Origin of the sequence: Streptomyces tubbatahanensis (assembly GCF_022699385.1) — a bacterium.
GTDB lineage: Bacteria > Actinomycetota > Actinomycetes > Streptomycetales > Streptomycetaceae > Streptomyces > Streptomyces diacarni.
In genome coordinates, this window is sequence record NZ_CP093846.1 from 4,094,353 (window position 1) to 4,117,637 (window position 23,285).

The following is a 23,285-nucleotide window of genomic DNA, read 5'->3' on the forward strand; positions in this document are numbered from 1 at the left end:
GTGGACACACGAGGAAGGCCCCGGTCGAGACGACCGGGGCCTTCCTCCCGTTACTCCGCGCCGCTCACGGCACTCTCTGCGCTGAGCGGACGACGAGGCTCGAACTCGCGACCTCAACCTTGGCAAGGTTGCGCTCTACCAACTGAGCTACGTCCGCGTGCCCCACCCTCGGCCCGGCCCGGGCCTGAGTGGTGCGCGGCCCAGTATAGCCGTACTTTTCCGGGCCCGCGGCCTCCGCTCGGCCGCTCGGCTGCTTGGCCGCTCCTCCGCTCGGCCGCTCAGATCCACCCCCGCTCGCGGGCCATGCGGACCGCCGCGTGCCGGTTCTCCGCGCCCAGCTTCGCCGCGGCCGCCGACAGGTAGTTACGGACGGTGCCCTGGGTCAGCGACGCCCGGGTCGCGATGTCCGCCACCGGCGCACCGTCCGCGGCCAGCTCCAGCAGCTCGGCCTCCCGCGCCGACAGCGGAGAGTCCCCCGCGCTGATGGCGTCCGCCGCCAGCTGCGGATCCACGTAGCGGTTGCCGCCGTGGACGGTACGGATGATCTCCGCGAGCTGTTCGGCCGACGCGGTCTTCGGCACGAAGCCGCGTACGCCCGCGGCCAGCGCCCGTTTGAGGTGCCCCGGCCTGCCGTGACTCGTCACGATCATCGTCCGGCACCCGGGCACCGACTCGCGCAGCGTCGTCGCGACCCGCACCCCGTCCGCACCCGGCATCTGCAGGTCGAGCACCGCCACATCCGGGCGGTGCGCGGTGGCCATGGCCGTCGCCTCCGTCCCCGAAGCCGCCTCCGCGACGATCGTCAGGTCGTCCTCCAACGCCAGCAGCGCCGCCAGCGCCCCACGGATCAGGTGCTCGTCATCCGCGAGCAGCACTCGGATGGCGCCGCCCTCCGGTGCTTCGGCCTCCTCAGCCACGCGGTCCTCCTCCGGACGTCACGCCGCCGCGGGCCAGCACACGCCGCAGCAACCCACCCGGTCTGTCCACCTGCACCTGCCCCAGTCCTGGTCCCTGTCCCTGTCCCTGTTCCTGTTCCTGTTCCTGTCTTCGCCCCTCGCCAGGGGTCGGGCGGTGACTGTCCGGGCTCGCGCCCTGGCTCGTGTTTGTGTCCGTGTCCGGGCCCGCCGCCGCGCCCGACGCCTCACCATCCCCGCGCGCGGAACCGGAGTCGTCGTCCGCGTGCGCGGGGCCGGACACGTCGCCCTCGGAGGCCTCCCCGGGATCCTCGGCGTGCAGGGGGACCTCGGCGTGCAGTCGGAAGACCCCCTCGGCGTCCGCCCCGGCCCGCACCAGGGTGCCGCCGAGGACGGCGAGGCGCTCGGCGAGGCCGGTGAGGCCCGAACCGCGGTCGGCGGCGCCCGGCTCGGCGCCGTCGTTCTCCATCAGCAGGACCACCGTGCCCGGGCCGCCCGTCGTCAGCCTGATCAGGCAGCGGGCGGCGTCCGCGTGCCGCAGGACGTTGGTGGCTCCTTCCCGGACGACCCAGCCCAGCGCGGACTGCACGCTGCGGTCCATGTCCGGTGCCGTGGACTCGACATGGCAGTCCACCCCGGCGGCCCGCAGGACCCCGCGCGCACCGGCGAGTTCGGTCTCCAGCCCGGCCTCGCGGTAGCCGCGCACGACCTCCCGGACCTCGGTCTGCGACTCCCTGGCCAGCCGCTGCACCTGAAGCATCTGCTCGATGGCCGAGTCGGCGCCCCGCCGCGCGAGCTGGGTGGCCAACTCGCTCTTGAGCGCGATGACCGACAGGTTGCGGCCCATCACGTCGTGCAGGTCGCGACTGAAACGCAGCCGCTCCTCCGCGACCGCGAGCCGCGACTGCGCCTCCTTGGCCTCGTCGAGCTCCCGCATCACGGCCAGGTACCAGGCGGTGCCACGCAGCGAGAACGCCCCGCACAAGCTGCCGAAGACCAGTACGAGGAAAGTGCCCAGGAGGCTCGGCCACGCCATGCCCGCCAGCGCGAAGGCGGCCAGCACCAGGGCGCTGACCACCAACGGGACGACCACCGCACGCCGCCGCGACACCGTCAGCGCGTACAGCCCCGAAAGGCTCGGCACGACCGCGAACAGCGCCAACGCAGGCGCGGCCGCATTCCCCGCCCAACCGCGGACGAGCATCACGACGAGGACAGCCGTCTCGAGGGCGAAGACCACCAGCACTGCGCCCAGCAGACGGCGCGGCGCCTCGGCACCGCCCAGATAGCAGTCCATGGCCACCCGCAGCCCGCGTACGCTCAGACCGCCCTGCACGAGCGCCAGCACGGCCACCGTGGCGCCGAGCGACATCGGCAGCCGGTCCTGGGAGATGTCGGCGAAGAACCCGGGCATGCCCCCCAAGTAGTAGATGGCCGGCGTCAGCAGCAGCAGCCAGCGCGTCGACATCTCGACCTGCGCCAGTCTGCTGCGCTTCTCCCAGTCGTGCCGCTTCTGCCGGCCCCAGCGGATCATCGACGACCGCCTCCTGTCCCCGTTCCGCCTCGCCTACGGTCCTCACACGGTACGTGCCGCCACGGGGCCAGGAGCTCCGTGGCGGCACGGGCTCCCCGCCCGCTGCCGGCCCTCCCCGTCCGCCGTCGGCGCCCGGAGCCGTGACCCTGCGGGCTCCGGGCGCCACGGAGGTCACCACCCAAGCCACCAGGCCCAGCGGGCTCAGCGCCGTGGCTCCCAGCGGAAGCGCTTGCGCAGCGCATAGGCGCCGAGCACCGTCCAGCCGACGGCGACCGCCAGCGCCCGCAGCGTCTCCATGCCGCTCAGCTGCTCCGTCCAGGCGCCCCGCAGCAGATCCGTCACCGGGGTCATCGGAAGCCAGCGGCAGATCTCCGCGAGCGTGTCGGGAAAGACCTCGAGCGGCACGAAGAGCCCCGAGCCGGCGAACGTCGCCAGCATCAGCGGCATCGGCGTGAGCTGGGCCAGCTCCGCGCTGCGGGTGACGGCGGCCGAAGCGGCGGCCAGCGCCACCATCATCAGCGTGCCCAGGAGCAGGCCGGCCACCAGCAGGTCGGGGCGGGAGGGCGCCCCCACCTCAAGCAGCAGCGCGCCGCCGATCAGCAGCACGGCCGACTGTATGAGCCCGATGGCGACGGAGGGCAGCGCCGCAGCGCCGAGGATCTCCATGTCGTTGGCCTCACCCGTGCGCAGCCGCTTGAGCACCAACTCCTCACGACGGGCGACATACACGCCCACGAGATTGCTGTAGACGGCGAACAGCAGCACCATCCCCACGGAGCCCGGCAGCACGGCCGTCCCCACCGAGAGCCCCGTGCCGGACAGGTCGGCCTGCTCGGCGGCCGTCTTGGTGGAGAACGTCAGAACGACCGGCAGCAGCAGTGCCACGAAGAGCGACGCCCTGTTGCGCACCAGCAGCGTCAGCTCAGCGCGCGCCAGCGCCCGTATACGACGCGGCGAAAGCGTGCTCGCCCGGCCGCCACCGGCCGGCTTCAGCGGACTGGTCGTCGTCGCGCTCGTCGTACTCATGCCCATACCCCCGTCACCGTGTCCGTGCTCATGTGTGCGCTCGTGTCCCCGTCGTCCTCCGGCCGGTGGCCCGCCTGGGCTATCTCCAAGAACGCCTCCTCCAGCGACGCGGACCGTGCCTGCAGGCTTTCCAGGCGTACGCCCGCCTCCCGTGCCCACAGCAGCAACTCCGTCAGCACCGGCTGGAGCTCGTGCGTACGTATCGAGACCCTGCGTCCGTCCACGGCCGCCGGAACACTCAGCGGAAGCTCCCTCGCGTGCACGTCGGCCGGCATCCGGAACGAGATCCGCGACGGCCGCTCCGCCACCACCTGCTCCGTCGTCCCCGCCGCCACGACCCGCCCGGCCTGCATGATCGCCAGCCGGTCGGCCAACTGCTCGGCCTCTTCCAGGTAGTGCGTCGTCAACAGCACCGTTGTGCCCTCGGCGCGCAACTCGCGCACCAACGCGGCCATGTCCCGGCGCCCCTCGGGGTCCATGCCGGTCGTCGGCTCGTCCAGGAAGAGCACCTCGGGCCGCCCGATCAGCGCCAACGCCAGGTCCAGGCGCCGCCGTTCACCGCCCGACAACTGCTTGACGCGGACGTCGCACCGCGTGCCCAGCCCGACCAGTTCGAGCACCTCGCGCGGCGGCCGCGCCTCACTGGTGACCCCCGCCCACATCGTCGCCGTCTCGACGACCGACAGCTCCGAGGGGAAGCCGCCCTCCTGCAACATGACGCCGGTGCGCGGCCGCACGTACGCACGCTGCGTGAACGGGTCGAAGCCCAGCACCCGCACCGTGCCCGCCGTCGGCCTCGCCAGCCCCTCCAGCACCTCCACCGTGGAGGTCTTGCCCGCACCGTTGGTGCCCAGCAGCGCGAATATCTCCCCCTCGCGTACAGAGAACGACACGCCGCGCACAGCCTCGAACCCGCTGCCCGACGTGCCCCCGCCCGCCGCCTCGTAGCGGCGCCTCAACCCTTCGACCTCTATCGCGTCCATATCCTCAGACTCCCGCCGGGACAGGACGGAATCGAGTGCGGACCGTCATGGGTGCTGATGACGAATGTCATCCGGAGCCGAGGCCATGCGGTGTGCGAGCCATGCGCAGGCGTTGCCACGTGAGGCATCGCCACGCGAGGTGCTGCCATGCGGGGCGTCGTGATGCGAGGTGTTGCCATGCGAGGTGTTGCCATGCGAAAGGGCCCCGGTCCGAAGACCGGGGCCCTTTCTGCGCTGAGCGGACGACGAGGCTCGAACTCGCGACCTCAACCTTGGCAAGGTTGCGCTCTACCAACTGAGCTACGTCCGCATGCCTCCACCCGGCTTTCACCGAGCGGCGCGACCACTACTCTACCTGATCGTTTCCGACCGGCAGTCCGTAACGGAGAGCGGGTGACAGGGATCGCACACTGCGCCTCCCTCTTGGAAAGAGGGCGCTCTACTACTGAGCTACACCCGCACGCTTGCCGGTTCCCCCCTTTCGGGGTTCCCCTCGCGGCGTGCCTTGACTCTATCCGATCACCCGCCCCCTCTGGCAAGTCGCCCACTCCACCCGCCACCTGACCGCCGTTCCGTCCCGGACGGAACGGTCGGGACCAGAGGCGAGGGGCCGCGCGGGAAGGGAGCCGCCACGCGTACGGCACCGAGCACGCCGGGAAGCCCCGCAACGGCTCGGAGCACCCCGCCCCGACGGCCCTCCCCCGAGCCGCTGCGTCGCCTCCACGCAGAGAGACCCCTCTGAGCCTCGCCCCGGCTGCCTCCACGAGCGACCCCTTCCGGGGTGGGCGGGGCCGGTCACGTGAGGGGAATGGTTCCGTGCCGGGCCGGCAGCCCGCCCAGCGCGGTCACACAGGGTGTGGCCTCGCACACGGAACGGGACTCCTGTGCGCCGCATCGGACACTTACCGGGTATGGCGCCGGGCGCGGACCTATCCGTCAGGCGAGGCGTGGCCCCAAGCGTCGGATCCGCTGCCCCGAGGGTGCGACCTCGGGCGCGGGAAGTGTGCCGGTACGCCGAGGTGCGGCGCCTCCCCCGCGAGGAGGGGCCCGACGCTCGGCTCGGCCGCCTCACAGGAACCCCGGCGCCGGGAGGGGCGGGGAGGGGAGGGGCACCGAGGCGCCGCTCCGGAAACGCGTAAGGGTCGACCGTCCCCAGACGACCGACCCACGACGTGCACCGCCGACGACCCGTATCCACACGCCCCGCCAGCACACGGCGCCGAACCGCACGGGCATGGGCATGGGCGCGGGCCCAGTCACCGCACGGGCCCGCAACCCCAAGGCCCCGTCCACACGGCCCCGCCACCCCACCGGGCTCCGTCACCGGACCGGTACGAGGCACCGGTACGAGGTACCGGCACGAAAGGCACCGCAACCAGACGGCACCGTAACCAGGCGGCACCGCAACCAGACGGCACCGTAACCAGGCGGCACCGTCAGCGCGCGGCGTGGAACGCCTCGTACACCTTCTTCGGGATGCGCCCTCGCGCGGGCACGTCGAAGCCGTTCGACTCGGCCCAGGCGCGGACCGCGCGCGGGTCGGGGTCGATGGAGGTGCGCCGGTAGGCCTTGCCGGACTTCGCCCGCTTGCGCCCTGCTTCGACGAAGGGGGCGAGCTCGGTGCGGAGCCGCTTCGCATTGTCGGGGTTCAGGTCGATCTCGTAGGTTTTGCCGTCGAGTCCGAAGGTGACCGTCTCCGCCGCTTCTCCGCCATCGATGTCATCGGAGAGCATCACCACTACGCGTTGTGCCACGGATATCGGTCCTTCCCTCAGGATCGCGAAAGGGGTCGCCCTGCTTTCCCCGGGAGTTGGCGACCGGGGCCCCGCCGTGCGGCGGGTGTGGGGGCGAGCCCGGATAGGAGACGGGTTCTTATTCAGCTGGAGGCTGTGCGCCGCCACTCGGCGACGAGTGTGCGCACAAAGGTCGCGGCCGGCACACAAACATTATGGCCCGGAATTCGGATCGGGTTCCGGTCGCAATCGGGACCCTACTTATTTCCGCTCGGTTTTTACAGTGCTTCGCGAAGTCCTGCCAGGATCGTCACGTGGATCTTCAGGAAGAGCCGGCGAAGAACCGGCGTGGAGCCCGCGAAGAACCGGCGTGGGGCCCGCGAAGAACCGACCCGGAGCCGGCGAAGAACCGGCGTGGGGCCGGCGGGGAACAGGGGAAGAAGCCCGGAGGCCCCCGTTCGGACTCCCGAGCGAACTCCCCGCATATCAACGCGCGTAGATTCTCGTGCCGGGTACGCTGGCCAGCGCAGCGCCCCGCTAAGCACTAGGAGTACCCGTGGCTCGCGTCGTCGTCGACGTCATGCTGAAGCCGGAGATTCTCGACCCCCAGGGACAGGCGGTGCAGCGTGCACTGCCTCGCCTGGGCTTCGAGGGGATCTCCGATGTCCGCCAGGGCAAGCGCTTCGAGCTCGAAGTGGAGGGCCCCGTCGACGGGAGCGCCCTCGCCCGCATCCGTGAACTGGCCGAGACGTTCCTGGCCAACACCGTGATCGAGGACTTCACGGTGAAGGTCAGGGAAACCGACGGCACCGAGCGCACCGTCGCCGGCACCGATGTCCCGTCCGAAGGAGCCCCGGCGTGACCACCCGTATCGGCGTCGTCACCTTTCCGGGTTCTCTCGACGACAGCGACGCGCGCCGCGCGATCGGCCTCGCGGGCGGTGACCCCGTCGCGCTGTGGCACCGCGACAAGGACCTGCACCAGGTCGACGCCGTGGTGCTGCCCGGCGGATTCAGTTACGGCGACTATCTGCGGTGCGGCGCAATTGCCCGCTTCTCGCCGGTCATGGCGACGGTGCTCGAACAGGCGAAGGCCGGAATGCCGGTGCTCGGCATCTGCAACGGTTTCCAGGTCCTGTGCGAATCCCACCTGCTGCCGGGCGCGTTGACGCGCAACGACCACCTGCACTTCGTCTGCCGTGACCAGCGTCTGCGCGTCGAGAGCGCGGACACCGCGTGGACGTCGGACTACGAGCGCGGCCAGGAGATCACCGTTCCGCTCAAGAACGGTGAGGGCGGCTACGTCGCCGACGAGCGGACCCTGGACGAACTGGAGGCCGAAGGTCGCGTGGCCTTCCGCTATCTGGGCGGCAACCCCAACGGCTCGCGCCGCGACATCGCCGGAATCACCAACGAGGCCGGGAACGTGGTCGGTCTCATGCCGCACCCCGAGCACGCCGTCGAGGCCCTGACGGGGCCGACGACCGACGGGCTCGGGTTCTTCACCTCGGCCGTCAAGAAGCTGGTCACCTCATGAGCGCCCCCCTGGACACCGTCAAGCACGCGGAAGAGACCCCGAAGGCCGGCCTTCCCTGGGCGGAACTCGGTCTCAAGGAGGACGAGTACGCCCGCATCCGCGACATCCTGGGCCGCCGCCCCACCGGCGCCGAGCTGGCGATGTACTCCGTGATGTGGTCCGAGCACTGCTCCTACAAGAGCAGCAAGGTCCATCTGCGGCAGTTCGGCGAGAAGGCGCCGACGGAGGGTCCCGGCGCCGAGGCGATGCTCGTCGGTATCGGTGAGCAGGCCGGTGTCGTGGACGTCGGCCAGGGCTACGCGGTCACCTTCAAGGTCGAGTCGCACAACCACCCCTCGTACGTGGAGCCGTACCAGGGCGCGGCCACCGGTATCGGCGGCATCGTCCGCGACATCATCGCCATGGGCGCCCGTCCGGTCGCCGTCATGGACCCGCTGCGCTTCGGTGCGGCCGACCACCCGGACACCAAGCGCGTCCTGCCGGGCGTCGTCGCGGGCATCGGCGGCTACGGCAACTGCCTCGGGCTGCCCAACATCGGCGGCGAGGTCGTCTTCGACGCCTGCTACCAGGGGAACCCGCTGGTCAACGCCCTGTGCGTGGGGGTGATGAAGCACGAGGACATCCACCTCGCGAAGGCCGCGGGCACCGGCAACAAGGTGATCCTCTACGGCGCCCGCACCGGCGGCGACGGCATCGGCGGTGCCTCCATCCTGGCCTCCGAGACCTTCGAGACCGCGTCCGACAGTGGCTCCGCCACGGGCAAGCCCTCCAAGCGTCCCGCCGTGCAGGTCGGCGACCCCTTTCAGGAGAAGCTGCTCATCGAGTGCACCCTGGAGGCCTTCCACGCCGGTCTCGTCGTCGGCATCCAGGACCTCGGTGCGGCAGGCCTGTCCTGTGCGACCAGTGAGCTGGCCTCCAACGGCTCCGGCGGCATGCGCGTCGAGCTGGACGACGTGCCGCTGCGCGACTCCTCGCTCTCGCCGGAGGAGATCCTGATGAGCGAGTCGCAGGAGCGCATGTGCGCCGTCGTCGAACCCGACAACGTGGAGCGCTTCCTCGCGATCTGCGAGAAGTGGGAGGTCACGGCCACCGTCGTCGGTGAGGTCACCGACGGCGACCGGCTGGAGATCTTCTGGCACGGCGAGAAGATCGTCGACGTCGACCCGAAGACCGTCGCCCACGAGGGCCCCGTCTACGAGCGTCCCTACGCCCGCCCCGACTGGCAGGACGACCTCCAGGCCGACGACCCGGCCAAGCTGCCCCGCCCCGCGGACGGCGACGAACTGCGCGCCGCGGCGCTCGCCCTGGTCTCGTCCCCGAACCAGGCCGCCAAGTCCTGGGTCACCGACCAGTACGACCGGTACGTGCTCGGGGACACCGTCCTCGCGCAGCCCGAGGACGGCGGCATGATCCGCATCGACGCCGGGACCGGTCTCGGCGTCGCCGTCTCCACCGACGGCAACAGCCGCTACGCCAAACTCGACCCGTACGAGGGAGCGCGGCTCGCGCTGGCCGAGTCGTACCGCAACGTGGCCGCCACCGGTGCGCGGCCGCTCGCCGTCACCGACTGCCTCAACTTCGGCTCCCCCGAGGACCCGGCGGCCATGTGGCAGTTCGCCGAGGCCACCCGCGGCCTCGCCGACGCCTGCCTGGAGCTGGGCACGCCGGTGACCGGCGGCAACGTCTCGCTCTACAACCAGACGGGCGAGGCCGCGATCCACCCCACGCCGGTCGTCGGTGTCCTCGGCGTCATCGACGACGTCGCGCGCCGCACCCCGATGGCGTTCCGCGAGGAGGGCCAGCTGATCTACCTGCTCGGGGAGACCCGCGAGGAGCTGGGCGGTTCGGCGTGGTCCCAGGTAGCTCACGGACACCTGGGCGGACGCCCGCCCCGGGTCGATCTGGAGCGGGAGCGGCTCCTGGCGGACATCCTCATCTCCGCGTCCCGCGACGGGATGGTGGACGCGGCCCACGACGTCTCCGACGGCGGTGTCGTCCAGGCCCTCGCCGAGTCCTGCCTCAAGGGCGGAAACGGTGCCCGCGTCGTGGTGCCCGACGGGCTCGACCCCTTCGTCTTCCTCTTCTCGGAGTCGCAGGGGCGGGCGCTGGTGGCTGTCCCGCGCAGCGAGGAGCTCCGCTTCGCTGACATGTGTGCGGTCCGCGGGCTGCCCGCGGCGCGGGTGGGCGTCGTCGACGGTGCGGCGCTGGAGGTGCAGGGCCAGTTCGCGCTTCCGCTGGACGAGCTGCGCCGTGCCCACGAGCGCTCCCTCCCGGAGCTGTTCGCCTGACAGCTGCCGACCTCGGGGCTCCGCCCCGCACCTCCACCGGCCTGCGAGGCCCGGGGCGTGCGGGCCGGGGCCCCCGGTCGTGGGGTACGCCCGCCCCGGTGGGTGCGGCACGCCCCGTGCGTGGAGCGGGGTACGCCCGTGCGTGGAGCGGGGTACGCCCGTGCGTGGGGCGGGGCACGTCCGTGCGTGGGGCGGGGCGCGCCCCGTGCGCCGGGCGCGGGACGAGCGCCCTCGGCGGAGGGGCTGCCCGCGCGGCGGGGCCGGGGCGGCTAGTCTCCCGAACATGCCGCCCACCCCCTCCGGAAGAGACCGGCGTACATACGACCCGAACCGCGTCCGCAGGGCCCTCATCCAGCAGGTGGAGGCCGTCACGGACGCCGCACACCGCCTGACTCCGGCTCAGCACGCCCTCCCGTCCGGGCTGCCCGGATGGGATGTACACCACCTCCTGGTGCACATCGCCCAGCAGATCGACGCGATCCCCCGCCAGCTGGGCAGGCCGGAGACGGACGTCTCCGACCCGCCGCCGTCCGCGCGGGCACCGCGGGCCCCACGGGCCGCGCCCGGCCTCCGCGCTCCGCAACCAGCGCAGGCAGCGCAGTCGTCGGAGCCAGCGCAGTCGTCGCAGCCAGCGCAGGTGTCGCTGTCCCGGTGGGCCCTGTCCACGGCGGCCTGCGCCGAGCGGTTGGACGCGGCGACGCGCGAGGAGGCGGCGGCCGTGGACGGTCCCGCCCGGGTGGGCCAGGCCGTCGCCGATCTGGAGCCGGTCATCGAGTCGGCGGTGCGGGAGGACCTGCTGGTCCCGCTGGAGGCCGGGACGATGCGGATGCTGGATTTCACGGTGTCCCGGCTGGTCGAGCTGGTGGTGCACAGCGACGATCTGGCGCGGGCCACCGGGGTCCGCGTCCCGTTGGACCGGCAGGCGACGGCGGCCACCGTCCGGGTGCTCGCGGACGCGCTGGCCGCCAAGGCGCCGGGTGGCGCCGTCGAGGTGCGGGTGCCGCCCTTCGCCGTCGTACAGGCGGTGGAGGGCCCCCGGCACACCCGCGGTACCCCGCCGAACGTGGTGGAGACCGACCCGTTGTCCTGGATCAGGCTGGCGACGGGCCGGCTGGCCTGGGGCGAGGCGCTGGAGGGCGGCCGGCTGCGGGCCGGTGGCGAGCGTTCCGACCTGTCCGGTGTGCTGCCCGTACTGGGGTGACGGGCGCACGGTCGGGCGGAGCGGGATGAGGGCGCAGTGGGGTATCTCACCAGCGTGCGGCCCTGTCCGGGTGGGGGCGCGGGGTCCTGAACGCCCGGGGAGCGGCCCGGAGGGGCGCTGCCGGCGCGTGTGCGGCTACGCGAAGCGGTGCGGCGGCTACCGTACGTCTCCGTCGGGGCGGTCGGCGGCGTGTGTGTGACGGTCCGCGCCTTCGCCGTCAAGACCCCTGCGGGCCACCGGCGCGTTCCCCGGTTCGGCGGAGTCCGGGTGCTGGCCTAGACTCGAAGACGTGCCACGTGGTGACGGAAAGCTCAGCCACGACCTCCTCCCCGGCGAGAAGGGCCCCCAGGACGCCTGCGGCGTCTTCGGTGTCTGGGCGCCCGGTGAAGAGGTCGCGAAGCTCACGTATTTCGGCCTGTACGCCCTGCAACACCGCGGTCAGGAGTCCGCGGGTATCGCGGTGAGCAACGGCTCCCAGATCCTGGTCTTCAAGGACATGGGCCTGGTCTCACAGGTCTTCGACGAAACTTCCCTAGGTTCTTTGCGCGGCCACATCGCGGTGGGTCACGCGCGCTACTCGACGACCGGCGCCTCGGTGTGGGAGAACGCCCAGCCGACCTTCCGCGCCACCGCTCACGGCTCGATCGCCCTGGGCCACAACGGCAACCTGGTCAACACAGCCCAGCTGGCGGAGCTGGTCGCCAAGCAGGCCTCGGCGGGCAACGGGCGCGCCACGCAGGTCGCGGCGACCAACGACACCGACCTGGTCACGGCCCTGTTGGCGGGCCAGACCGACGACGGGGGCAGGCCGCTCACCGTCGAGGAGGCGGCGCCGCTCGTGCTGCCCCAGGTGCGGGGCGCGTTCTCGATGGTCTTCATGGACGAGAACACGCTGTACGCGGCGCGGGACCCGCAGGGGGTCAGGCCGCTGGTCCTGGGCCGGCTGGAGCGCGGCTGGGTCGTGGCGAGTGAGACGTCGGCGCTCGACATCGTCGGCGCCAGCTTCATCCGGGAGATCGAGCCGGGCGAGCTCGTCGCCATCGACGCGGACGGGCTGCGCAGTTCACGTTTTGCTGAGGCGAAGCCGCGGGGCTGTGTTTTCGAGTACGTCTACCTGGCGCGCCCCGACACGGACATCGCGGGCCGCAACGTCTACCTCTCGCGCGTCGAGATGGGCCGCAAGCTGGCGGCCGAGGCCCCGGCCGATGCCGACCTGGTGATAGCGACACCGGAGTCGGGCACGCCGGCGGCGGTCGGTTACGCCGAGGCGAGCGGGATCCCGTACGGCTCGGGGCTGGTCAAGAACTCCTACGTGGGCCGCACCTTCATCCAGCCCTCGCAGACGATCCGGCAGCTGGGTATCCGGCTCAAGCTGAATCCGCTCAAGGAGGTCATCCGCGGCAAGCGGCTGGTCGTCGTGGACGACTCGATCGTGCGCGGCAACACCCAGCGCGCGCTGGTGCGGATGCTGCGCGAGGCCGGGGCGGCCGAGGTGCACGTGCGGATCTCCTCGCCGCCGATCAAGTGGCCGTGCTTCTTCGGTATCGACTTCGCGACCAGGGCCGAGCTGATCGCCAACGGGCTGTCGACCGAGGAGATCGGCACGTCGCTGGGTGCCGACTCGCTCGCCTACATCTCGATCGACGGCATGACCGACGCGACGACCATCCCCAAGCGGGAGCTGTGCCGGGCGTGTTTCGACGGGGAGTATCCGATGGAGCTTCCCGAGCCCGAACTGCTCGGCAAGCACCTGCTGGAGGCGGAGGCCTCGGCCGATGTCGACGGCGTCGGCACGCTCGCCTCCGGCGTGGGCGCGGCGGACGCCCTCAAGCGCCCGTAGGCCTTGCGCCCCGGCCCTCCCCCGGACTCCGTCCGGGGGACCCCACCTCCACCGCTTCCCCAGTGGCTCCGCCCCCGGACCCCCGGTCCGCAAGCTCCCCCGGACTTCGTCCGGGAGGCGCCTCCAGGCAGGCCGCGTTTCAGCCTGCCCCCAGCCTCCGGCCGGGAGGTGCCCCCAGGGGCTTGAGGGCGCGCGAAACGGCTGGGGGATGCGAGCCACTCCCACGCGGAAACGGTGGAAGTGGGGGTCCCCGGACGGAGCCCGGGGGAGGGCCGGGGGCCACGCACCACGCCAGCCCCCCTGCACATAAAGGACGTACACGGACCGATGACAAACACTGAAGGCGCCAGCTACGCCGACGCCGGGGTCGACATCGAGGCGGGCGACCGCGCGGTGACGCTGATGAAGGAGTGGGTCGCCAGGACCCAGCGACCCGAGTCGGTCGGCTCGCTGGGCGGCTTCGCCGGGCTCTTCGACGCGTCGCGACTCAAGGAGTACGCCCGCCCGCTGCTGGCCTCGGCCACGGACGGGGTGGGCACCAAGGTGGCGCTGGCGCAGCGGATGGACGTGCACGACACGATCGGGCACGACCTGGTGGCGATGGTCGTGGACGACCTGGTGGTCTGCGGCGCCGAGCCGCTGTTCATGACGGACTACATCTGCGTGGGCAAGGTCGTTCCCGAGCGGGTGGCCCAGATCGTGAAGGGGATCGCCGAGGGGTGCGTGCTGGCCGGCTGCTCGCTGGTGGGCGGCGAGACGGCGGAGCATCCGGGGCTGCTCGGCCCCGACGAGTACGACGTGGCGGGCGCGGGCACGGGCGTGGTGGAGGCCGACGCCGTGCTGGGCCCGGATCGTATCCGTTCGGGGGACGCGGTGGTGGCGATGGCGTCCTCGGGTCTTCACTCGAACGGGTACTCGCTGGTGCGGCACGTGGTGTTCGACCGGGCGGGCTGGACGCTGGAGCGCCAGGTGCCGGAGTTCGGACGCACGCTCGGCGAGGAGCTGCTGGAGCCCACGAAGATCTACTCGCTGGACTGCCTGGAGCTCGCCCGGACGAGTGAGGTGCACGCGTTCTCGCACGTGACGGGCGGCGGGCTGGCCAGCAATCTGGCCCGTGTGGTGCCCGAGGGACTGCACGCGCGGGTGGACAGGGCGACGTGGGCGCCCGGGGCGGTCTTCGACGTGGTCGGCGGCGCGGGGAAGGTCGCGCGGGCCGAGCTGGAGAAGACGCTGAACATGGGCGTCGGCATGATCGCCGTCGTACCGCAGGGGTCGGTCGACGCGACGCTGGCGACGCTGGGCGACCGCGGTGTGGACGCATGGGTCGCCGGCGAGATCTCCGAGCGGGGTGACCGCGAGGAGGCCGTCACACTGACGGGTGACTATGCGCGCTGACGTCGGCGCGGCACGTCAGAACCCGGTCCGGCGGGAGCCGGACCGGGCCTGTACCGGTGATGAACGTCAGGCGCCGCGGCGCTTCGACTGGTGGTCGGACGACTCCGGCGAACCGTTGTCGTCCTCCTCCTGGTCGTCATACAGATCCGCGTACTGTGCGTACGGGTCTTGCTCATCGTCTTCGAAAGGGTCGCCGTTCGGCGACTCGTTCGATGTCGATGCGCCCAGCTCCTCGGCCAGGCGCGAGAGGTCTGTCCCGCCAGTGTTGTACTTCAGCTGGCGGGCGACCTTCGTCTGCTTGGCCTTGGCCCGGCCGCGCCCCATGGCTCGACCCCCTCAACGACGGGGCTCGACGGCCCCAGAGTCTTGACACGCGTTCATGGTTCATAGCGGCCTCTCGAGGGAGAGACCGGTGCTCAGGGCTTCAACGGTACCTGCTTCCGCCGCCGTACGGTACGTCGCCCGCACGACACGGCCGCCGTCCGACGCGCCCGTTGACCGTCCTGGTGCTGGTCAGTGCTGATTTTACCTTCCTGTAGCGGAGAGACCCGCCGCGGGGTGGTGAGACCACTGTCACGGATCTCTCCGCCGCTGTTCACGCGGTGCCGAGCGGCTGCTTACCGAGCCGTCACAGCCCCATGCGCTGCTCGGCGAGCCGGTCGGCGGCGGCCGCCGGCGGCACGCCGTCCGCCGCGGCGCGCTCGAAGATCGACGTCGTGGTGTCGAGGATCTGCGCCGCCTTTGCCTTCGCGCGTGTGAAGTCGAAGCCGTTGAACTCGTCGGCGACCTGGATCACGCCGCCCGCGTTCACCACATAGTCGGGCGCGTAGAGGATGCCGCGGTCGGCCAGGTCCTTCTCCACCCCGGGGTGGGCGAGCTGGTTGTTGGCGGCCCCGCACACGATCCTGGCGCTCAGCGCCGCGACGGTCTCGTCGTCCAGCGCACCGCCGAGGGCGCAGGGCGCGTACACGTCCAGACCCTCGGTGCCCAGCAGGTCCCGGGTGTCGGCGACGGCGGTCAGCGGCGCGCCGGGGTGGGCCGCCAGCACCGCGCGCACGGACTCCTCGCGCACGTCCGTGACCACGACCCGGGCGCCGTCCTGCAGCAGGTGGTCGACCAGGTGCCTGCCCACCTTGCCGACCCCGGCGACGCCGACGAGCCTGCCGCGCAGCGTGGGGGCGCCCCACAGGTGCTGGGCGCTGGCCCGCATCCCCTGGAAGACGCCGAAGGCGGTGAGCACGGAGGAGTCGCCCGCGCCCCCGTTCTCCGGCGAGCGGCCCGTGGTCCAGCGGCACTCCCGGGCCACCACGTCCATGTCCTGCACGTAGGTGCCCACGTCGCACGCCGTGACGTAGCGGCCGCCCAGCGAGGCGACGAAGCGCCCGTAGGCGCGCAGCAGTGCCTCGCTCTTGAGCTGCTCGGGGTCGCCGATGATCACGGCCTTGCCGCCGCCGTGGTCGAGCCCGGCCAGCGCGTTCTTGTACGACATGCCGCGCGCGAGGTTGAGCGCGTCGAGCACCGCGGACTGCTCGGGATCGGCCGAGCCCGCGTAGGCGTGGAAGCGGGTGCCGCCCAGGGCGGGGCCGAGCGCGGTGGAGTGCAGCGCGATGACGGCCTTGAGCCCGCTGGGACGGTCCTGGCAGAGCAGCACCTGCTCGTGGCCGCCCTGGTCGGAGTGGAAGAGAGCGGCGGTGACCGGGTTCCCCGCGGGGAGGCCGGCCGGAACGCTTGCAGAAGGTGATACCTCGATCACGGTAGTGACTCCTGGAATCGCGTCGTAGCCCCTCGCACGGGGGCCGCTTGTGGCGGTGGGTGCCCTGCGGGGGCCGGTCCGCAAGCAGCGTACGACCCCCGCGCCCCGGGCACGTTGCGGTCCCACGATCGGGGTAGTCAACTGTCTTCCAGGTTCGTTCCCCAACGCATCCGGGCCGCTCACCAGGGGCCGGACGGTTGCGTCAGAGCTTGGAGGCAGTGCGTGGCTGAGAAAGCCCCGGTCATCGTCCCGTACGCGGCGTACCTGCGGGTCTATGAACCGCTGGCAGCCTTTCCCGAGCCGGAGCGCTCGCACTGGATCGCGTATGCGAAGGAGGAGCGCTTTCCCACTGCGCAGGACGAAATCCGCCGCGCCCTGGCCGACTTGGTGCCGGTGCCGCCGGTGGTGGTGCCGGTGCGGGAGAGCGCCGAGGCGTTCGTGACGGATGTGGACGGCGTGACCTGTGTGTGTCCCTGGCGCACCCGGCTGCGCGGCTGGCAGGCGCTCAGCGCCCTGACCCAGGCCGCGGGCAACCGCGAACTCGACCTGCCGCAGACGGTGCTGGACGCCGCGCTGCCGCCGGTCGTGCGCCGGCAGGCCGTGGCCGACTACGAACAGTGGCGGGAGGGCAACCCGGACGCCCGCCCCTGGATCCGCACCGCGCTGTGGCACGTGCCCGTGCGGTGGTTCGTTCTTTTCGTCGACGAAGAAAGGGAGTTTGCGAAGCCGGAATCGGGTCAGGAGAGCGGACAGCAGTTCGTTCTCCGCTATCGCACTCCCATGGTGGAGGCGAGGCGTCGTCTCGCCCGCGGCCTGAAGGTGCTCCGCGAAGAGCTGGAGGAGGGGCCGCTCGTCGACGGGCTGATCGACGTGGGCCGCTGGCTGGAGGAGTTCCATCCGCGGTCCCTCGTCGAGCTGGACTACGGCGGGCTGGCCCACGCGATCCCCGAGGAGCAGCTCGCGGGTGACCACTCCGCCGCCGACGTCGCGGAGGGCCTGACCGCACTGCGCGCCGGCGACGGTGAGCGGGCGGGTGCGGCGTACGAACGGCTGACGGAGCGCTGGAGGGCGGTCCGGCAGCTCCAGTACGCGAACTGAGGCGCCACCCACCCCGCCGCACAGGGGGAGGGCTGTCACCTGGCCCTCTCCCGGCGCCGGCCGGGAGCCCGCGCAGGCGGGGGGAGGAGTGGGACCTACGTCCCGAACCGGGTCTTTGCCTCAAGCGTGATGGATTGCACTTAAACGGGTCTTGCTCTCAGAGCTACCCCTCGTGTCAAAATAGGACAAGGAGTTCGCACGGGACTCCTTCCGCCCAACTATGGGTGGATACATCGGTATTGCGCTCCTTGGTGGGTCTGGTGACCCCTGCTCCCGTTGTGACTGATTGTCATGGTGGGATGACTGTCCGCTATGGGACGGTCCATCGGCTTCCGCCGAGGTTGAACACCTGAGAGGGCAATTCCATCGGTTTGGCCGACGTGGCTGGACAGATGGTGTAGTTGTAGTGCCGAGGACAAGCCGTTCGTCCTATAACCGACTCGGCTCGCGTCCGCCATATCGGGCAACGCGGGTCAAGGTGCAGAATTTAGAGGAAAGAACCGTGATGGTTCGGTTCTCCCGAGGAGGCCGCTCATGACCGCTCGCACCCCTGATGCCGAGCCGCTGTTGACCCCGGCTGAGGTTGCCACGATGTTCCGCGTGGACCCGAAGACGGTCACGCGCTGGGCAAAGGCGGGCAAGCTCACGTCCATCCGCACGCTCGGAGGACACCGCCGCTACCGCGAGGCGGAGGTTCGCGCCCTGCTGGCGGGTATCCCGCAGCAGCGCAGCGAGGCCTGATCAGGCTTCTGACCAGGCACGACAGCACCGCATAAGGGCATTTTTCGGGGCCCCCTCCCCGAAGCACCGCCCGTCAGCACCACCAGCACCACCAGCACCACCAGGCACATCAGGCCAGGCCGCTGCCCCAACAGCGCTTCGCCGTCGATCGCGCTGGACTCCGCCGGGTCCAGCGCGATCTTTTTTGTGCCACCGCACGCGCTCCCGTTGGGGGTTGGTGCGCGCCGCTGAGCGGTTTTGGGGCCGCCTGTGCGGGCACCGGCGAGGCCGCCCGTGAGGGTTTCCGAAGCGGCGAACCGCCCACGGGTGGGGAGATAGTGCAATTGCACATATTAAATTGAGGGCGTCTGAGGGTGCCTCATGTTCCCGATGAGTACGGCGAAGTTGAGTGACACCCGCCACACCGGGCGGGTCTTGAGATGATCGGCGCCCGTGCGATATTGCGCCAACAGGGCGGTGGGACCCGTCACTTGCCCCCGCGGCGGACCGTGCGCGGGGAGGTCAGCGCCAGGCGCAGCAGCCGGTGGCAGTGCGGGCAGTGCCGGGTCGCGTGCCGCCGGCGCCCCGCGCCGGCCAGATGCGCCCGTAGCAGCGCGCGGGCCTCCCGCCGGGCCGCGTCGCCGAACCCCGCCGCCATCACCGTCACCTCCACGGCTAGGAGTACCCACCCGGCAGGTGGCCGTCAACACGGATGACTCTTTCGGCTACGGACGATCCCGCGGCCCCGCCGGGCATCTTGAGGGTGCGCGGCCCGGGAGGGCGGGGTGGTGGCGGGAGGCGTGGAGCACCGCGAAAGGGAGGTGGAGCACCGCGAAAGGGAGGTGGAGCGCCGCGAAAGGTGTCGGGGGTGCGGGCAGCGAGAAAAGGGCCCGGGTAACCATCGTTACCCGGGCCCTTCGGTAGTGCGGTCCTGACGGGATTTGAACCCGCGGCCTCCACCTTGACAGGGTGGCGAGCACTCCAAACTGCTCCACAGGACCTCGCGAGATGGAACTCTACAGCAGGCCTGCCCCGCGAAGCGAACTCACTCACTGCGCACAAACGCTCACGGAGCGGCGGCATCCACCGCCTTCACGATCCGCTTGTCCGAGACGGGATAGGCGGTGCCGAGAGCGTGCGCGAAGTAGCTGACGCGCAGCTCCTCGAGCATCCAGCGGATGTCCCGCGCCGCCTGCGGCACCGGGCGGCCCGGCGGGAACTGCTCCAGCAGCCACAGGTACTCGTCCCGCATCTCGTGCACCTTGGCCATCCGGGTGCGGTCCCGTTCGACGTGGTGCGGGAGTTGCTGGAGACGCCGGTCGGCGGCGACGAGGTAGCGCATCAGGTCGGACAGCCGCCCGGCGCCGTGCTCGGTCACGAAACCGGGCTTGACCAGGCCGGCGAGCTGCCCGCGCACGTCGGCGACCGAGTCGGCCAGTACGGGGCTGGTCGTCGCCCGCAGCCGCCCCTCGCACGAGTGCCAGGCCGCCAGCACCTCCTGCACTTGGCGGACCGTGCGCAGCGTGGCGTCGACCAGGTCGGCCCGTACGGCGTCGAAGAGCTTGCGGAAGGACTCCTCGTCCCAGGCGGGGCCGCCGCGCCCGGCGACCAGCTGGTCGACGGTCGCCGCGACGCAGTCCTCGAACAGGGCCTGCACGCTGCCGTGGGGGGAGCGGGAGAGCGCCAGCTTCTGCCGGTTGTCCAGCTTCGACTGCGCGAACTTCGCCGGGTCGGAGGGGAGGTTGAGCAGGATGAGGCGCCTGGTGCCGCGCCACATGGCGGTGCGCTGCTCCGCCTCCGTGTCGTAGAGCCGCACCCCGACCGAGGCGCCCTCGTCCGCGAGCGCCGGATACGCCTTGACCGGCTGGCCCGCGCGCCGCGTCTCGAACGTGCGCGGCAGGCTGCCCAGCGTCCAGCTCGTCAGCCCCGAGCGCTGGAAGGAGGGGGCAGGCGCGGCGGCTGCCGCCTCCGCGCCGTCCTGCGGGCCCCCCGGCGTCCCCCCGGCCCCCTGAGCGGCCTTTCGGGCCTTCTTGTGCGCGGCCCGCGCCGAGGAGTCGAACGCCTTGGAGAGCGCCGTCTGCGTCTGCGACCTGAGCTGCACCTGGAGCCGTTCGACGTCCTTGCTCTCCGCCAGCTTGCGGCGCCGCTCGTCCGTCACCCGGAAGGTGACCTTCAGGTGGTCGGGGACTTTCGACCAGTCGAAGTCCTGGGCCGCGACCGGCACCCCGACCATCCGCTTGAGCTCCCGCGCCAGCGTGTACGCCAGCGGCTCCTGCCCCGGCACCGCCCGGCGCAGGAACTCCTTGGCGAAGTTCGGCGCGGGCACGTAGTGGCGGCGGATCGCCTTGGGCAGGGACCGGATCAGCTCGGTGACCAGGTCCTCGCGCAGTCCCGGGATCTGCCAGTCGAAGCCCTCCGCGGTGACCTGGTTGAGCACCTGGAGCGGCACGTGGACGGTCACACCGTCGGCGTCCGCGCCCGGCTCGAACTGGTAGGTCACCGGGAGCGCCAGGCCGCCCTGCCGCCACACGTCCGGGTAGTCGGAGGCGGAGATCTCCTCGGCGCGGTCGCTGATGAGCATCGACTTCTCGAAGTTGAGCAGGTCGGGCTCGTCGCGCCGCTTCTTCTTCCACCACGCGTCGAAGTGCGCGCCCGAGACGACGTGTTCGGGCACGCGCTGGTCGTAGAAGTCGTACAGCGTCTCGTCGTCGACGAGGATGCCGCGGCGCCGCGCCCGGTGCTCCAGCTCCTCCACCTCGTCGAGCAGCTTGCGGTTGTCGTGGAAGAACTGGTGGTGGGTACGCCAGTCGCCCTCCACCAGCGCGTTGCGCAGGAACAGGTCCCGCGAGGTCTCCGCGTCGATCCGGCCGTAGTTGACCTTCCGCTGCGCGACGATCGGCACCCCGTACAGCGTCACCCGCTCGTACGCCACCACCGCCGCCTGCTTCTGTTCCCAGTGCGGCTCGCTGTAGGTGCGCTTGACCAGGTGCTGGGCCAGCGGCTCGATCCACTCGGGGTCGATCCTCGCGTTGACCCGCGCCCACAGCCGCGACGTCTCCACCAGCTCGGCCGACATCACCCAGCGCGGCGGCTTCTTGAACAGCGCGGAGCCGGGGAAGACCGCGAACTTGGCGCTGCGCGCACCCAGGTACTCGTTCTTCTCGGTGTCCTTGAGGCCGATGTGCGACAACAGCCCGGCCAGCAGCGACTGGTGCACGGCGTCCGGCGACGGCTCGCTGCCGCCAGAGCCGCCAGAGCCGCCAGAGCCGCCAGAGCCGTCAGAGCCGTCCGAGTCGCCGCGGCCGCCCGGCTCGGCCAGCCGGATCTTCATCGTTCTCGCGACCTGGCGCAGCTGGCTGTAGATGTCCTGCCACTCGCGTATGCGCAGGTAGTTGAGGAACTCGGACTTGCACAGCCGGCGGAAGGCGGACGAGGACAGCTCCCGCTGCTGCTCCCGCACATAGCGCCACAGGTTCAGATACGCGAGGAAGTCGCTCGTCTCGTCCTTGAAGCGGGCGTGCTGCTGGTCGGCCTGCTGCTGCTTGTCGGCGGGGCGTTCGCGCGGGTCCTGGATGGAGAGCGCCGCCGCGATCACCATGACCTCGTGCGCACAGCCGTTCCTGTCGGCCTCCAGCACCATGCGGGCCAGCCGCGGATCGACGGGCAGCTGGGCGAGGCTGCGGCCCATCCTCGTCAGCTTCCGCACCTGCGTCTGCTGGGCCTGCTGTGTTTGCTGGGCCTTCCGCGTCTGCTGGGCCTGCTGAGACTCGTGGTTCTCCTGCGGCTCCTGTGTCCGCTGCGCCTGCCGGGTCTCCAGCGCGCCCAGCTCCTCCAGCAGCTGCACGCCCGCCTTGATGGAACGGTGGTCCGGAGGGTCGATGAAGGGAAACTTCTCGATGTCCCCGAGCCCGGCGGCCGTCATCTGGAGAATCACCGAGGCCAGGTTGGTGCGCAGGATCTCCGGATCGGTGAACTCCGGCCGGGAGAGGAAGTCCTCCTCCGAGTACAGCCGGATGCAGATGCCCTCGGACGTACGGCCCGAACGCCCCTTGCGCTGGTTGGCGCTCGCCTGGCTGACCGGCTCGATCGGCAGCCGCTGCACCTTCGTACGGTGGCTGTAGCGCGAGATACGGGCGGTCCCCGGGTCGATGACGTACTTGATGCCGGGCACCGTCAGCGACGTCTCCGCCACGTTGGTCGCCAGCACGACGCGGCGGCCTGAGTGCGCCTGGAAGACCCGGTGCTGCTCCTGGTGCGACAGCCGCGCGAACAGGGGCAGGATCTCCACGTCGGCGCGGCCCGGCTGATGGCCCTGGACCCGTCTGAACTTCTTCTCCAGCGCGTCCGCCGTGTCGCGGATCTCCCGCTCCCCCGAGAGGAACACCAGGATGTCGCCGGGGCCCTCGGCGTGCAGCTCGTCCACCGCGTCCGAGATCGCGGTGACCTGGTCGCGGTCCGGAGCCTCGGAGTCCTCCTCCAGAAGCGGCCGGTAGCGCACCTCCACGGGATAGGTCCGCCCGCTGACCTCCACGATCGGGGCGTCCCCGAAGTGCCGGGAAAAACGCTCGGGATCAATCGTCGCCGAGGTGATGATCACCTTCAGGTCCGGCCGCTTCGGCAGCAGCTGCGCCAGGTACCCCAGCAGGAAGTCGATGTTGAGCGAGCGTTCGTGCGCCTCGTCGATGATGAGCGTGTCGTACTGGCGCAGCTCGCGGTCCTGCTGGATCTCCGCCAGCAGGATGCCGTCCGTCATCAGCTTGACCAGCGTGTGGTCCTTCACCTGGTCGGTGAAGCGCACCTTCCAGCCGACGGCCTCGCCCAGCTGCGACCCCAGCTCCTCGGCCACCCGCTCGGCGACCGTACGCGCCGCGATCCGGCGTGGCTGCGTGTGACCGATCACCCCGTGGATGCCGCGGCCCAGCTCCATGCAGATCTTCGGGATCTGCGTCGTCTTGCCCGAGCCCGTCTCGCCCGCCACGATCACCACCTGGTGGTCGCGGACGGCCTCGAGGATCGCGTCCTTCTTCTGGCTGACCGGCAGCTGCTCGGGATAGGTGATCCGCGGGACCGCCTCGCGGCGGGCGGCCACCCGCAGCTCGGAGGCGTCCATCGCGGCGGAGATCTCCGCGAGGACGGCCGCGCGGGCCTCCCCCTTGCGGATCTTCCGGGCACCCGCCAGCCGGCGGGCCAGCCGGTGCTGGTCGCCGAGCATGAGAGCGGGGAGGCGAGCCGTCAGCTCGTGCGGGCTCGCCGCCTGCTGCGGT

At 71.3% G+C, this 23,285-nt stretch carries 17 protein-coding genes and 4 tRNA genes; 8 read left to right on the plus strand and 13 right to left on the minus strand.

Annotated elements, in window-relative coordinates; translation table 11 throughout:
* Positions 1 to 84: 84 nt before the first annotated feature.
* The 8 genes from MMF93_RS17615 to MMF93_RS17650 form a co-directional block, all read right to left on the minus strand.
* Positions 85 to 157: transfer RNA gene (locus MMF93_RS17615), tRNA-Gly, on the minus strand.
* 121 nt (positions 158 to 278) lie between these two features.
* Complete coding sequence (locus MMF93_RS17620; RefSeq protein ID WP_242752724.1) at positions 279 to 917, minus strand: response regulator transcription factor; 639 nt, start codon at positions 915 to 917, stop codon at positions 279 to 281.
* Positions 910 to 2,448 (minus strand): sensor histidine kinase, encoded by a 1,539-nt coding sequence (locus MMF93_RS17625; protein ID WP_242752726.1) that lies wholly within the window; start codon positions 2,446 to 2,448, stop codon positions 910 to 912. The genes MMF93_RS17620 and MMF93_RS17625 overlap by 8 nt, the downstream gene beginning before the upstream one ends.
* A gap of 201 nt (positions 2,449 to 2,649) precedes the next feature.
* A complete protein-coding gene (locus MMF93_RS17630) occupies positions 2,650 to 3,480 on the minus strand; it encodes an ABC transporter permease (RefSeq protein WP_423835461.1) in 831 nt (276 codons plus the stop codon).
* A complete protein-coding gene (locus MMF93_RS17635) occupies positions 3,471 to 4,457 on the minus strand; it encodes an ABC transporter ATP-binding protein (protein ID WP_242752729.1) in 987 nt (328 codons plus the stop codon). The genes MMF93_RS17630 and MMF93_RS17635 overlap by 10 nt, the downstream gene beginning before the upstream one ends.
* Before the next feature lie 237 nt (positions 4,458 to 4,694).
* Positions 4,695 to 4,767, minus strand: a tRNA-Gly gene (locus MMF93_RS17640).
* 78 nt (positions 4,768 to 4,845) lie between these two features.
* A tRNA-Gly gene (locus tag MMF93_RS17645) sits at positions 4,846 to 4,917 on the minus strand.
* Positions 4,918 to 5,893: 976 nt separating this feature from the next.
* On the minus strand, positions 5,894 to 6,211 hold the full coding sequence (locus MMF93_RS17650; RefSeq protein ID WP_114013907.1) for a histone-like nucleoid-structuring protein Lsr2: 318 nt from the start codon (positions 6,209 to 6,211) through the stop codon (positions 5,894 to 5,896).
* Positions 6,212 to 6,746: 535 nt separating this feature from the next.
* Between MMF93_RS17650 and purS the strand changes: the two genes are divergently transcribed.
* From purS to purM, 6 genes are all read left to right on the plus strand, one after another.
* Complete coding sequence (purS, locus tag MMF93_RS17655; RefSeq protein WP_242752733.1) at positions 6,747 to 7,052, plus strand: phosphoribosylformylglycinamidine synthase subunit PurS; 306 nt, start codon at positions 6,747 to 6,749, stop codon at positions 7,050 to 7,052.
* Positions 7,049 to 7,726, plus strand: a complete 678-nt coding sequence (gene purQ, locus MMF93_RS17660) for a phosphoribosylformylglycinamidine synthase subunit PurQ (protein WP_242752735.1) — start codon at positions 7,049 to 7,051, stop codon at positions 7,724 to 7,726. The genes purS and purQ overlap by 4 nt, the downstream gene beginning before the upstream one ends.
* Positions 7,723 to 10,014 carry a phosphoribosylformylglycinamidine synthase subunit PurL gene (gene purL, locus MMF93_RS17665; protein WP_242752737.1) on the plus strand — a complete coding sequence of 764 codons (2,292 nt, stop codon included), beginning with the start codon at positions 7,723 to 7,725 and terminating at the stop codon, positions 10,012 to 10,014. Before purQ ends, purL begins: the two co-directional genes overlap by 4 nt.
* A 283-nt stretch (positions 10,015 to 10,297) precedes the next feature.
* Positions 10,298 to 11,215: a sterol carrier family protein gene (locus MMF93_RS17670; protein WP_242752739.1), complete on the plus strand. Its 918-nt coding sequence runs from the start codon at positions 10,298 to 10,300 to the stop codon at positions 11,213 to 11,215.
* Between the two features lie 289 nt (positions 11,216 to 11,504).
* A complete protein-coding gene (purF, locus tag MMF93_RS17675; protein ID WP_114022165.1) occupies positions 11,505 to 13,055 on the plus strand; it encodes an amidophosphoribosyltransferase in 1,551 nt (516 codons plus the stop codon).
* Positions 13,056 to 13,382: 327 nt separating this feature from the next.
* A complete protein-coding gene (gene purM / locus MMF93_RS17680) occupies positions 13,383 to 14,450 on the plus strand; it encodes a phosphoribosylformylglycinamidine cyclo-ligase (RefSeq protein ID WP_114022164.1) in 1,068 nt (355 codons plus the stop codon).
* 66 nt (positions 14,451 to 14,516) lie between these two features.
* On the opposite strand, the gene MMF93_RS17685 is transcribed toward purM, so the two are convergent.
* Together MMF93_RS17685 and MMF93_RS17690 are read right to left on the minus strand one after the other, a co-directional pair.
* Positions 14,517 to 14,774, minus strand: coding sequence for a DUF3073 domain-containing protein (locus tag MMF93_RS17685; protein WP_242752742.1), 258 nt, complete (start codon positions 14,772 to 14,774; stop codon positions 14,517 to 14,519).
* A gap of 304 nt (positions 14,775 to 15,078) precedes the next feature.
* Positions 15,079 to 16,200 (minus strand): Leu/Phe/Val dehydrogenase, encoded by a 1,122-nt coding sequence (locus MMF93_RS17690; protein ID WP_423835618.1) that lies wholly within the window; start codon positions 16,198 to 16,200, stop codon positions 15,079 to 15,081.
* Positions 16,201 to 16,425: 225 nt separating this feature from the next.
* On the opposite strand from MMF93_RS17690, the gene MMF93_RS17695 reads away from it, so the two are divergent.
* Both MMF93_RS17695 and bldC read left to right on the plus strand, forming a co-directional pair.
* Positions 16,426 to 17,301, plus strand: a complete 876-nt coding sequence (locus tag MMF93_RS17695) for a DUF8083 family protein (protein WP_242752744.1) — start codon at positions 16,426 to 16,428, stop codon at positions 17,299 to 17,301.
* Positions 17,302 to 17,835: 534 nt separating this feature from the next.
* Positions 17,836 to 18,042 carry a developmental transcriptional regulator BldC gene (bldC, locus tag MMF93_RS17700; RefSeq protein WP_003949541.1) on the plus strand — a complete coding sequence of 69 codons (207 nt, stop codon included), beginning with the start codon at positions 17,836 to 17,838 and terminating at the stop codon, positions 18,040 to 18,042.
* Positions 18,043 to 18,508: 466 nt separating this feature from the next.
* On the opposite strand, the gene MMF93_RS17705 is transcribed toward bldC, so the two are convergent.
* From MMF93_RS17705 to hrpA, 3 genes are all read right to left on the minus strand, one after another.
* Complete coding sequence (locus MMF93_RS17705; protein WP_242752753.1) at positions 18,509 to 18,679, minus strand: DUF6274 family protein; 171 nt, start codon at positions 18,677 to 18,679, stop codon at positions 18,509 to 18,511.
* Between the two features lie 268 nt (positions 18,680 to 18,947).
* Positions 18,948 to 19,022 (minus strand) — tRNA-Asp (locus tag MMF93_RS17710).
* Positions 19,023 to 19,087: 65 nt separating this feature from the next.
* Entirely contained in the window at positions 19,088 to 23,233 is a 4,146-nt protein-coding gene (gene hrpA / locus MMF93_RS17715; RefSeq protein ID WP_242757632.1) for an ATP-dependent RNA helicase HrpA, read from the minus strand.
* Positions 23,234 to 23,285 lie beyond the last annotated feature (52 nt).

Coding starts and splice junctions, on each gene's coding strand:
- MMF93_RS17630 (WP_423835461.1), bottom strand. CDS start 3,480: ATGGGCATGAGTACGACGAGCGCGACGACGACCAGTCCGCTGAAGCCG.
- MMF93_RS17625 (WP_242752726.1), bottom strand. CDS start 2,448: ATGATCCGCTGGGGCCGGCAGAAGCGGCACGACTGGGAGAAGCGCAGC.
- MMF93_RS17635 (WP_242752729.1), bottom strand. CDS start 4,457: ATGGACGCGATAGAGGTCGAAGGGTTGAGGCGCCGCTACGAGGCGGCG.
- MMF93_RS17705 (WP_242752753.1), bottom strand. CDS start 18,679: ATGGCGGCGGGGTTCGGCGACGCGGCCCGGCGGGAGGCCCGCGCGCTG.
- MMF93_RS17685 (WP_242752742.1), bottom strand. CDS start 14,774: ATGGGGCGCGGCCGGGCCAAGGCCAAGCAGACGAAGGTCGCCCGCCAG.
- MMF93_RS17670 (WP_242752739.1), top strand. CDS start 10,298: ATGCCGCCCACCCCCTCCGGAAGAGACCGGCGTACATACGACCCGAAC.
- purM (WP_114022164.1), top strand. CDS start 13,383: ATGACAAACACTGAAGGCGCCAGCTACGCCGACGCCGGGGTCGACATC.
- hrpA (WP_242757632.1), bottom strand. CDS start 23,233: ATGCTCGGCGACCAGCACCGGCTGGCCCGCCGGCTGGCGGGTGCCCGG.
- bldC (WP_003949541.1), top strand. CDS start 17,836: ATGACCGCTCGCACCCCTGATGCCGAGCCGCTGTTGACCCCGGCTGAG.
- purL (WP_242752737.1), top strand. CDS start 7,723: ATGAGCGCCCCCCTGGACACCGTCAAGCACGCGGAAGAGACCCCGAAG.